Source organism: Acinetobacter sp. 102, assembly GCF_037028485.1.
Taxonomy (GTDB): domain Bacteria; phylum Pseudomonadota; class Gammaproteobacteria; order Pseudomonadales; family Moraxellaceae; genus Acinetobacter; species Acinetobacter higginsii.
In genome coordinates, this window is record NZ_JAZEZK010000004.1 from 70,797 (window position 1) to 83,156 (window position 12,360).

8 protein-coding genes and 1 pseudogene are annotated in these 12,360 nt (G+C 38.1%); 8 read left to right on the plus strand and 1 reads right to left on the minus strand.

Annotated elements, in window-relative coordinates:
• Positions 1 to 360 precede the first annotated feature (360 nt).
• The 5 genes and pseudogenes from WA352_RS05200 to WA352_RS05215 all read left to right on the plus strand — a co-directional run bounded on the left by WA352_RS05200 (position 361) and on the right by WA352_RS05215 (position 6,898).
• A complete protein-coding gene (locus WA352_RS05200) occupies positions 361 to 2,094 on the plus strand; it encodes a YadA-like family protein (protein ID WP_033133790.1) in 1,734 nt (577 codons plus the stop codon).
• A gap of 56 nt (positions 2,095 to 2,150) precedes the next feature.
• Positions 2,151 to 4,004: a YadA-like family protein gene (locus WA352_RS05205; RefSeq protein ID WP_033133791.1), complete on the plus strand. Its 1,854-nt coding sequence runs from the start codon at positions 2,151 to 2,153 to the stop codon at positions 4,002 to 4,004.
• Positions 4,005 to 4,302: 298 nt separating this feature from the next.
• A complete protein-coding gene (locus tag WA352_RS05210) occupies positions 4,303 to 5,175 on the plus strand; it encodes a hypothetical protein (protein ID WP_033133792.1) in 873 nt (290 codons plus the stop codon).
• A 234-nt stretch (positions 5,176 to 5,409) separates the two neighbouring features.
• Positions 5,410 to 5,478 (plus strand): annotated as a pseudogene (locus WA352_RS21830) (hypothetical protein); the annotation flags it as partial.
• 220 nt (positions 5,479 to 5,698) lie between these two features.
• Positions 5,699 to 6,898, plus strand: a complete 1,200-nt coding sequence (locus tag WA352_RS05215; protein ID WP_004890115.1) for a tyrosine-type recombinase/integrase — start codon at positions 5,699 to 5,701, stop codon at positions 6,896 to 6,898.
• On the opposite strand, the gene WA352_RS05220 is transcribed toward WA352_RS05215, so the two are convergent.
• Positions 6,891 to 7,112: a hypothetical protein gene (locus WA352_RS05220; RefSeq protein WP_005206861.1), complete on the minus strand. Its 222-nt coding sequence runs from the start codon at positions 7,110 to 7,112 to the stop codon at positions 6,891 to 6,893. The genes WA352_RS05215 and WA352_RS05220 overlap by 8 nt on opposite strands.
• A gap of 214 nt (positions 7,113 to 7,326) precedes the next feature.
• Between WA352_RS05220 and WA352_RS05225 the strand changes: the two genes are divergently transcribed.
• From WA352_RS05225 to WA352_RS05235, 3 genes are all read left to right on the plus strand, one after another.
• A complete protein-coding gene (locus WA352_RS05225; RefSeq protein WP_033133793.1) occupies positions 7,327 to 8,223 on the plus strand; it encodes a hypothetical protein in 897 nt (298 codons plus the stop codon).
• A gap of 323 nt (positions 8,224 to 8,546) precedes the next feature.
• Entirely contained in the window at positions 8,547 to 10,991 is a 2,445-nt protein-coding gene (locus WA352_RS05230) for a hypothetical protein (protein ID WP_033133794.1), read from the plus strand.
• Between the two features lie 383 nt (positions 10,992 to 11,374).
• Positions 11,375 to 12,319 (plus strand): YagK/YfjJ domain-containing protein, encoded by a 945-nt coding sequence (locus tag WA352_RS05235; RefSeq protein ID WP_033133795.1) that lies wholly within the window; start codon positions 11,375 to 11,377, stop codon positions 12,317 to 12,319.
• Positions 12,320 to 12,360 lie beyond the last annotated feature (41 nt).

The window sequence follows — 12,360 nt, forward strand, 5'->3', positions numbered from 1 at the left end:
GTATTCATGTCGGCTAGCGTAGTAAAGATCATTGTGCTGAGAAATTTACCATTAAAAATAAAATATGTACATATTGAACATATTTTTTATAAAAATTTTATTTCACTCTTCTTTAAAGCATCTTAATTAATTTATTTTATTTATTTAAATCATAGTTTTGTGTTGATTTTCTCACTAATTTTAATAAATTGGTCAACTCTTGCGCATCTCTGTAGTCTATGTTAGCTTTTTAAATATGTGCATATTACACATATAAATTGATTTTATTGAATTGCTTTGCTTAACTGTGAGTTTAAATAAAATCTTTATTAAAATTTAAACTTATCAATAAGATAGATATTATTTAGAAGGGAACGTGTAATGAAAAAAACTTTTCAATTATCGGTAATAGCAGCTTCATTATTGGCCGCGAATGTCTACGCAGCCCAAACAAACATCGGGACAGGAAATACGGCGACTGGACCAGATACAACGGTTGTCGGTACAAATAATGCGGCGGCGAATACAACTGTAGTGGGTACAGACAATACTGGAACAGGTAATGAAGGTTTCACTGGTGGTACAGGAAACACAGTAAACGGACATTGGTCCGCTGTTATCGGAAATGGCAACAGTACAACTGGCATTCGCTCTACTGTACTCGGAAGTGGCAACACCACAGATAAAGACTATGCTACGGCAGTCGGTAGTGATCTTACTGTAAATGGACAAGCCTCACAGGCGGTTGGAAATAAAATCACCATTGCAGATAATAATGCTACGGCAGTCGGTGGCAATATTGATGTCAAAGGCAATCAGGCTAGTGCATTTGGTGACTCTGTCATTGTTGATGGTGAAGGTGCGACTGCCCTAGGCTCGACATCACAAGCGATTGGAAAAAAAGCCACTGCTTTAGGCTATGGGGCACAAGCGACCGCAGAAAATGCCATTGCAACAGGTAGTGGTGCAGCAGCGAGCGGTATTAATTCGATTGCGATTGGTAATGCCACAGAAGCCAGTGCTGAAGGGGCGATTGCACTAGGGAATGGTGCAAAAGCAACGGCAATGGGTGCAGTCGCTATCGGTGCAAATACGGTCAATAATGAAGCAAATACCGTTGCACTTGGGAATCGTCGAATGACTTGGATGGCTGATGGTATTGGCGATAATGATGCTGTAAACGTTCAACAGTTAAAATCAGAGCTTGCCAAAATTAATAATGCGCCAGCACAAGCAGACTTAGATGCGATTAATACCAAGATCGATACTGAAAAAGCTGACCGTATCGCAGGTGATACGCTTTTAGATGGCAAAATTGCACAAGAAGCAGCGGACCGTACTACAGCAGTGAACAATGAAAAAGCAGCTCGTATTGCAGGTGATGATGCTTTACAAGTGAAGATTGATAATGAAGCAACCTTACGTGCCGATGCGGATAGCGTAGAGAAAAATGCCCGTATTGCAGGGGATGCAGCCGAAAAAGCAGAACGTACAGCAGCGATTAATACTGAAAGAGATGCCCGTATCTTAGCAATCAATAATGAAGCAACTCTACGTGCCAATGCAGATGCACAAGAAACAGCAGACCGTATTGCAGGGGATACTGCTGAGAAAAATGCTCGTATTGCAGCGATTAATAATGAAGCAACCTTACGTGCGAATGCAGATGCAACTGAAAAAGCAGCTCGTATTGCAGGGGATGCAGCCGAAAAAGCAGAACGTATTGCAGCGATTAATACTGAGAAAACTGAACGTATTGCAGGTGATGCGGCATTGGGTAATCGTATTGATGTCGAAACGGCAACCCGTGTCACAGAAGTCAAACGCCTAGATGGTCGTGTGGATCAGTTAAATACACGTTTAGATCATGTTGAAACTACAGCAAACCGTGGTATTGCCATTTCATTGGCCGCTTCACAAGCAATTCCAAGCCTTCAACCAGGTCAAGTTGCCGTGTTTGGTGGTGTTGGTTATTACGAGGGGGAAGCAGCAGGTGCATTGGGTGCTGTGACTTCATTTAGTGACCGTTTCTCAGGCAGTGGTGCATTTGGGGTTGCTGATGGTGGAAAAGTGGGTGGTCGTGCTGGCGTAGCGTATGTCATCGGAGGGAACTAAGTCGTACTTGGTGATACAGACTGGGTGAGATTTAGTCATAATAAAAGGATGATGTAATGAAAAAAACTTTTCAATTATCAATAATAGCTGCTGCCTTGATGGTAAGCCATACTTATGCAGCACCCGTATGGGAAGGGCCAACAGGAACAGGCTCTGGTTTGAGTAATGCAATGGGTGGGCAAACGAATTATGCCAATGTTCCATCTACAGCCAACGGTATTATCTTGGGTCAACTCAATGACGTAGATAACACCAGTATTGGGATTGGTTATAACAGTAATGCCATGGGGCAAAATAGTTTTGCTGCGGGTACAAACAATGAAGCTACAGGTGATTCTTCTATCGCCATAAGTGCTGAGGCCCATGCCAGAGGTGAGAGCAGTATTGCAGTAGGTTCATGGATCAATGCAAATGATACTAATAGTACAGCTGTTGGCACGGGAATTAATGTAAACAAAGCAAATAGCGTTGCTGTAGGTAATAGCCAGAATGTCTATGATGAAAATGCGACTGCGGTTGGTGGGCATAGTGAAGTCCGTGGTAACCAATCGAGTTCTTTGGGTGATTGGGCATGGGCTAGTGGTGGTAATGGAGCAACTGCGGTTGGTAGCCAAACATGGGCAAATGCTGAAAATGCAACCACAATTGGTTATAACGCAGAGACAGGTGGTCAAAATGCGGTACGTATGGGGGCTGAATCTGCGGGTTCTGGCTTAAATTCTGTGGTGATTGGCAGTCATGCGACAGGGAATGTTGAGAATGCCGTGCAGTTGGGTTCGGGCAGTGGCGGCGCAGTTGGTGCGACAGCAGGTGTTCCCGGAACTTCGATTGCAGATGATAAAAACTCTGTTGCGATTGGGTATGGCTCTGATACACAAGGCCAAGGCGCAAGTGGTGAGAATACGGTCAGTGTTGGCGGTTTATTAGGTGGTGCGATTCGCCGTATTACCCAAGTGGCGGATGGGGTAGACAATCTGGATGCGATTAACGTCTCACAGCTTAACCGTGAAATCGCTAAAATTGGCGCAGGCGCACAACTGATAGATCATGCAGATACTTTGCTGACGACTGAAAAAACTGAACGTATCGCAGGCGATAAAGATTTAGCCAATAAACTTGCGGTCGAGGTTGTAGCACGTCAGAAAGCAGTTGATGATGAAGCTAAAGAACGTGCTAATGCGGATATTGCCCTTTCAACAGCAATTGGCAATGAAGCAAAACTTCGTGCAGCAGCAGATGATGCCGAAAAAGATGCACGTATTGCAGGTGATGCAGCGACCAAAGCAGAGCGTATTGCAGTCGTGAATGCTGAACGAGATGCACGTATCGCAGCCGTTGACAATGAAGCAAAACTTCGTGTAGCAGCAGATGCGGCAGAAAAACAAGCTCGTATTGCAGGGGATGCAGCAGAGAGAGATGCTCGGATCATCGCGATTGACAATGAAGCCGTACTTCGTGCCAATGCAGATGCACAAGAAACGGTAGATCGTATTGCAGGCGATGTAACTACCAAAGCTGAACGTATCACAGCAGTCAATGCTGAACGAGATGCACGTATTGCTGGTGATACCGCATTAGGTCAACGTATTGATGCAGAAGCAGCAGCGCGTACAGCAGAAGTCAACCGTCTGGATGGTCGTATCAATCAAGCAACTCGTCGTTTGGATGATATTGAGAAAAGTGCTTATCGTGGTGTAGCGATTGCATTAGCTGCGCAACAAGCAGTTCCGAATATTCGCTCTGGTCAAGTTGCATTGTTTGCGGGTGTGGGGCATTTCGAGGGTGAAACTGCGGGCTCTGTTGGTTTGGTCACTTCATTTTTTGCAAATCGTGTTTCACTGAGTGGTTCTGTTGGCTATGCGGGTGGAAATGAGGTCGGTAGTCGTATTGGTCTGAGCTATGCCTTCTAACTGATCACTATAGATAACATGGTAGACGAATAAAAATAATAAAGTAAAGAGAAGCTAAGTTTTATTGATTGGCAAAACTTCAACTTAGATTCTCTTGAACAGATGTTCCTCTTGGGTTGTTCTTTATCAGCATGAAGACAGCCCCTTTTTTTATGAAAATCACTTAAATAATAGAGGTTTGGCGTAATTAAAATGTATTATCTATTTGGGTATCTGTTAAAATATCAGTGCGACAAGAAAACAGATAATAGGATGTTATTTGTCAAATATTGATAATAAATTTTAATGAGAAAATTTTATGGGACACCTAAATTTAAAACCTTCCTTTATCTTGGTTGGGGTTTTGATTTTAACTGGCTGCAAAGATGAAAATGGTAATTTTAGTGTAGGGGTGAGTCTGGGGGGGACTGGAACTGGGGCAGGAGGTGTTTCTGTTGGAACCGAGAGTCCTGTACCCAAACCTCAATCAGATGTTAAACCCGATCGTATGGAAGAAGATGCAGAATATGCGGTTGCCTATCCAAATCCCATTACACAGAATTGTGGTGGTGTGGAAAGGACGATTCAATTTGTGCGTCATTATGCTCCATTTCCCCCTATGGTGATGGGCGATAGAATGGATCTCTTAAGTATTCATAATGATTTAAGAGTGAGATATAAAATACAAGTTGTGGTTAAAAATAAGACATCAGCCCCAATTTATGAATATATCAATAGTTGCGAAGCTGCTTTTCAATTAACGGGTAGCAAAACATCGAAAAAGACGCAAACCGATTATTGCTTAAATGATGAGACGGTGAATACCTATCAACCGAATGAGTCTAGAACCTATTATTATTCATTTAATTTACCCAACATTTTACAAAATTGGACGGCAAGCTATCAGGCACAATATGCTAAACAATTGTATCCAACAAATTATGATGATGAAAATGTAAGTACACGGACACAGTGTGCAGCCTTAAGTACAATTTTGTTATTAGATGAATATCCCTCAACCAGAGATGGTGCTCCACCTAGTTCAAATCATGGAGCTGAGAATGGTTCGGATTCAGGGCAGACAGAAACAGCATCATCTGAGCCACCGATTTTTGGAGGGTTTGATTTGGGAGAGGAAACGGATACAGAGTCTCCCTTATTTGGGGGCTTTGGTTTAGGGGATGAGCTCTAAACGCATTGAGATAAAAAACCATCTGAGGATGGTTTTTTATTGAGTAGCTTAATGAGAGCTAAAGTTGTGGGGATTAATAGGTGAGGCGTCAAGGAAAATGAAGACATATCAACAATCGAAAAATATATTTTAGAAATCTGCTACAATTGCGCCAATTTTAAATTCTTTCGTACGCCATCTGTTCTTGCCATCATTTGCAGATACACATGGGTGCACAAATTGTAGATTTTTAGCATGTTTAAAGATGAATTAGCGGCACAAGTTGCCCAACGTCGCACCTTTGCGATCATTTCCCACCCAAATATTTGATATCTATTCAAGCCCATTCAACCTATTTCAAATATGATAATAAAAGCATTGTAAGTACTGTAAAAATATAAAAATATTGATATTCTTTATCTTGTATATCTTTCAACCCCATTCAATAGATTTCAAGTCTAGTCAGTATGTTTGTGTACATATGTGTGTACACACTTTCTAGAATTTTCTATTTGAAAAAAAATATGTACACAGGTGGAGTAAAATGCCTTTAACAGATACGTGGCTTAAGAAGAATCTAGATCGTGAACGTTCAGCTATACATACAGAGTCTGATCAAGATGGATTGAGCGTTCGTGTATCGCAAAAAGGAAAACTCACTTTTCAGATGCGTTTTCGATATAACGATAAGCAAGCTCGTTTAGACTTGGGAACCTACCCAAATATGAGCCTTAAAGAGGCTCGTATTGAATTGCAGAAAATGAAAGCAATTTTAGAAAAGGGACATGACCCACGTATTCATAAAAAAGTAGAGCTTCACAAGATCACAGAGGCTATAACTTTTGAAGCGTTATTTCGCGAGTGGCATGCGAAATATAGTATTCCTAATAAAAAGAATGCAGATCAATATTTGAGATCATTTGAACTTTATGTTTTCCCAAAGTTAGGTAGCATACCTGCTGAGCAAATCACATTACATATGTGGTTAGATTTACTAGAAGAGCAATTTAAACAGTCGCCATCGATAACTGATCGCATTCTTACTAATACAAAGCAGTGTTTGGATTGGGGGATTAATCGAAAATTAATTGAGCAAAATCCCATAAGACATATCACTGGAAAGCGTGACTTGAATATTAAGAAAAATAAAACTGTTCGAGTATTACAAGATGATGAGTTGTCTTTAATTTTTAAAATTTGTGATGAGTCTAGAACATCATTAAGGAATGTTTTATTTCTCAAGTTATGTTTGTTTTATGGTAATCGATATAGTGAGTTGAGGCTTGCACGGAAATCAGATTTTGATTTTAGTAAAAATACATGGACAGTACCGTATGAAAATCATAAGACAGGAGAAAGTAAAGGGGACATTGTTCGACCTATTATTGATGAGATCAAACCGTGGCTTCAGTCTGCAATGGATTTGAGTAATTCTGAATACATTTTCCCACATGAAAATGGCAAAGAGCCAATGGGGCGTAGTGGGCCAACAGATACCCCTTATAACTTCATGCAATTTGCAAGGAAGAATTATAAAATTGAAATGGATCATTGGTCTATGCATGATTTACGGCGTACAGCAAGGACAAATTTCAGTGCGTTTACAAGTAGGGATGTTGCGGAACTGATGGTTGGTCATGTGATGCCTGGGGAACAGGGGACATATGACTATTATGATTATCAAAAAGAGATGTCGAAGGCTTATAAAAAATGGTGGAAAAAATTAAGTAATCTGTCTAGCTAGACAGATTACTCATTTGGTTATTATTGAAATATTTGATTAGCCATTCGTTAAACGTTTCTTCATCCCAAAGGCTAGTAGAGCCAGCGCATTTCTTAATAGGTTGAGGCATTGGTTGCTCGAACATTTTTTGATTAGGTTGTTGGTAACGCCATAAAGTCGATGTAGAGCAATTTTTGAGTTTGTGGCGAATTTCTTTAGATGTTAAGTAGCCCATATCTTTGATCCTTTTGTGATTATCGCAATTAGATAAAAGAACTAATTTTTTAACCTTAAATATTGGCTGGAAATCAACCTATAATATTAAAACTATTAGTTCAGTTCATTGATGGGATAACTATAAAATTTAGAAAATGTTTAAAATAGAGCAGTACGCATATCTAGAAATATAGTAGTATTATGCTATACAATTATCTGTATTTTAATAAATTATGATTGATAAAAAAATATCAAGCTTAGAGCAGCTTGAGCAAAATATATGGTTAAACTTTTGTTACTACTATCAGTGTGAATTGGATGATGAGTTAATAGCAACGGAGAATCAATCATATATTGATCAAAAAGAAAAAATCATAAAAAGAATGCAGCAGAATGATTTTTCAGTTAATGAGGAGAGAATTTCTTTTGCTGAAATGATGGGAAGTGATTTGAATATTCCCTTCAAACCATCTCAGCTCGCTGAACTTTTAATACAGATTAGTCAGTTAAGAGCTGATGTGGGCATATTACCTACCAAAATATTTCAAAGACAATATTCAGATGTTTTAATTGCCTATGTGCAAATGCTTGGCGGATTGGAGTTTATTAAGAACCATATACTTGCCAAAAGTGCAAAGGCAATCATTGCAGTCAAAGCTCGTTACGACAAGCATTTATATCCAAGACGTGAAATTATATATCGCATTTTACGGGAGCAAGTGGCACGTCGCGGTACATGGAAGAACTTGAATCAGGCAGTTAATTTTATTCTTAATGATTTACTCAAAGCCTTCAAGGTCTATGACATTCAGTGGCTTAAGGAGGAGCTTGCAGAGAAGCAAAAAATGCTCGGGTTGCTTGAGCAGGAGTGGCAGTCAGCTAAACAAGCCTCTGCTGATTCTAGGGGTGTGCGAAGAAAGCCAGCATCAATAATTAAAAAAATAGAAAAATTAAAACTGGAACTGAAAAGCATCAATCAAATTCTCAAGTCAAAATATCCTTCTAGAGAGATGGAAAAATTCGGCTATAAAATGCCTTACAGTGGTGGCTACATTGCCGAAACTATTATTCATGAATTGAGAACTCAGCCTGAGATATTGCGAGAAATTCTTCATAAAGATATTTGCTGATATTTTTTATAGTTTAGCTACCTTTGATTTGGATGGTTTCGCCCAGCATATCCACCACACATTTTGTTATGTATGTGTATTTGTAGGAATGTGATTTTTAGTGAATTGAGTCTAAAAGATATTTTTAGTTTTAAGGCAGAAGTAGAAACTTTTGTTTTTTTTTGTGGCTTCTATTCATTAAATAATAAAATTGAAAATCACTTTATTGAAAACAATACAAAGGATTGTTGTCTATAGAATATGAAATAATGTTTTATAGATATTTTTTTTTAACTTTCCTATGCGCTATAATTTAAATAATACATGTAATAATACATTTTAAGATGATGAAAGAATCAAGATATATAGGCATTTTAGACGATTTTAGTCTGAATAATTCAAAAATTAATGTTACAGATATATTTCATATTTTGAAATTTAAAAAATTAAAAATGATAGTTTCTTATGGAGACGATGCGAGTGGTTTTGATCATACTCAACAGCTGATTGATGAGTTGGAAAAGTTGCAGTATTTGTGGTGTTTGGTTGAGCAAAACTCTTCTTTGACTCTGGATCGGTTTAAGTACAATTTAATGCACAGTACGGCAACGAATTGGTTGCTTAAAAGACAAGAAATTGAACGGTTTAGTTGTGATCAGAATTTAAGGTTTTTCCCATATCTTAAAATAGGCGATGGACTTTATTTAGTTTGGAATATGCTGAATTTTCTGAAACAATCGTCATCAAATTTAAATCATCATCTGTACTTGTATCCACATTTAAACGGAAATGCGAATACAGTGTTGCCATCAGGTGTAGGTAATGGAAAACATCTTCAGCCTCATTTGTATTTTGATGTTTTGTTTAGGTTGAAACAGTATTTAAGTACAACCAACTATCAGCCAAATTATGTAATTCCTGACTTGGTACATCAAGTCACGAGTGAGCAACTTCTTGATACCCTATTGGAAAGATATCAATCACTTTATTGCCTGTCTCTAAATATTCAGATTCCGTTCAAGTTCAGTGGAATGGATGACTATCATTCGTTTATTCAAGATCGATTGATACGAATCCCACAGTTACAGCAGATGATGCAGGGGATTGCAGGATTATTCTTTATGATGACCAAGGTGGAACACGATCTTGTATCAGGATTAAATCTCAACGTTTTATTGATATTGAACAATAAAAAAGAACAAGTAGCAGCCAAGATAATTAAAAGACTTGAATCTGAGTTTAAAAAGATTCTAATTGATCGAGCTTTTCATATTCATCATTGGGGGGAGCAACTTGCTCAAGAGTTGAAAAAAAATGCAATCGATGGGGAGATCAAGTTAACGGATGAACGAAAAGTAAAAGATTTTAAATATTGGATTCTGAATTTTTTTCAGCATGTGGATGGTGTCATTCAGTTTCTATATACCCCCAATAACCAAATTTACCCGATCAATCAAGTTTGGTATTCCTCTGAACTTTTAGATGAACGTAATTTTCCTGTCGATCTAACGATGATGGCGCGAAAATCTTTTCAGGATTTAGTGCAATATGAGGATGATAAAATATGGGCGATCCGCCATCTACCTATCATCGCAAAAAATAGATTGAAGATTTCACAAATTTTCAATCGTGAGCTAGTACTTGAGTTAAGCGATTTTCCAGATTTTATAGAACTCATTCAGAATATTGAAATATTTATGGCGACAGTAATGGATACCACAGTTGGTGCATTTGATCTGCCTATTAGAATGGGGAATGTTGAGTTGAGTGCTGAAGAAATTGAGCATTCAATCACGCGTATAGGTCATCAACTGTTATGGATACTCAGTCATTTGCCTGACTTGCAACTGTTGATAATAAGCCCTTACTTGTATCGGCTAAATATTAATGTGCAGTTCTTTTTAATGAATATAAATCTTTGGCAGGTTGAGCAACAATTAGCTGCGAAAACCAGCAAACAAGGTGCCGAACGATTCAATGCATTGGTCAAGCAGCTTCGATTGGATTATCACTCGAATATCAGACAGTCTAAGTTAGATGTTAAAATCTGGAAACAAGTGCAGCATTCAGGAGCAGTGGATTTAGACGAAACTACAATTGAAAACAATGAAACGATCGCTGAAGTCATTGAATATGTAGACTATGTCCAAGCAGTAGGTGTTAGTGATGAGGATATTTCTACAAATGATCATATTGAAGCGAGTTATAAAAAGTGTGGACTGAGGTTGAATAGTTTGCAGAAATATTTAAAAAGCTTGCTTAAAAAGGAATGTATTTTTTATCGAGTTCGCTTTGGTTTGGAGTCAAATGAGGCTGAAGTCAATCAGCAGATTTTCTCAAAAAATATCACTGAAATGTTTTTACGTAATCGTAGTAGGGAACCAATATCCAGTATGACAGGCTATTTTGGAGCATGGCGTGAATATGCTGGACAGTATGCTTATCTTGATCTGATTTTGGTTTTTGATGCGAGAAAGTACGAGGAACTAAAAGGTAAGGATGATTTGTTTGGGGAAATGTGGAAAAACCAAATGAATACTGTTCAACAGGATGGATTTAAAACATTATTCGATACGGTTCCTTTGATGCCATCAGTTCCTGAGTTGAATCAGCAATCATTGTTACTTGAAATTGGTGACCAATCTAGACGAAAGCAGGTCTTTGAAGTATTGGTAAATTACTACAGCTTCCTTGAGCTGTATGAGCGACAAGCGACTGTCCGAGTCCCTAAAGTTTTAGTAAAAGGCAGTGTGATTAAATCTAAAGTTAAAACCAAATCTAAGGCGTAACTTTAGCCTAAGCTAATTTCGATATATTGGTGATCAGCATCTTGTGGATCAATGATTTTACCTAAACAACAGCTCAGAAGGCTTAACAGGTATCTTATATTATTAACTATAAGTAATATATTAATAATATAAACAATAGTTTATCCAGTAAGTGAGTGTAGTGATTTACTCAGTACAGTATAGTCCATACTTTAATGGGCTATAGACAACGTATCAATATCACAATGCTAAAGACATTGTGAATTATCCCTATAGTATGTTCCAAAGTCTTTAAGCATATTCAGTAGAGCAGGATGACCACAACATCCTGCTACAGAATCCTGATCAGTAAAATTTTACATCTCTCACTTACATATGAACCTTATGTTTCAGTGAGAACCTAAATGTACCAAAATGTTCAATATGATCAGCTTTACCATGAAGCAGAAGTGCTGGCAGGAGTAGATCATTTCATTCAAGAAGTATGCTTAGGTAGTTATGATCTATATCATCAAAACCTAATGATAGACCTACAAAAATTAGTTCAGTCATTTAAGCCAATCTATAACGCTCATTTATTCTATTGCAATACAGTACTGATATTCATTGAGATTGTGAAGACAGTTGATTACACACTGAGCCAAATGCCACAGGCAGATTATGAATCTATTAAGTATTTTGATGAAATGACTGTATGGCATATTCTGACTTATATTCAATCATTATCAGGTTGTATAAAACAGCAACTAATTGAACATCAACAACGTGAATTGAAGAATCAACAAAGCCTTTTTGATTATGCATCCACACTCATTCATCATTATGCGAGAACGTTAGTTGTTCGGGTGGATCTATCTATTAAGAAAGAATATCAAGCCTTATACAACATTCAGGCATTTAACCAAGCCTTAGAAGTCTTGCGTCGGCGTATCGCAGATCAGGATTCTTGCTTTAGTGGTTTGCAAGGTTATGCTTGGGCATTGGAGCATGGGGTAAGCAAAGGCTACCATTGTCATCTCCTGCTTATGTACGATGGAAATATACATCAAGAAGGTTTTATGATGGGGCAGTGGGTCGGTGAGTGCTGGAAGCAGATTACTCATGGATATGGTTATATTTTTAACTGTAACCATCCCGACTATATGGCGATCTATGAAGCGATGGGGACATTAGGGATTGGTATGATTCATCGTCATGATGAAAATAAACTTAATAATTTTCTGAATTACGTTGTCCCTTATCTGGTGAATGCTGAAAAAGAGCAACAACATCCAAGGGTCAAGGATACGTCAAATATGCGTAGTTTTGGTAAAGGTGTGATCGATTCGAAAAACCGAAGAGGTTTATAAATATTGAATTTTTAATAGAGAACACATCTAATGTATTGTGT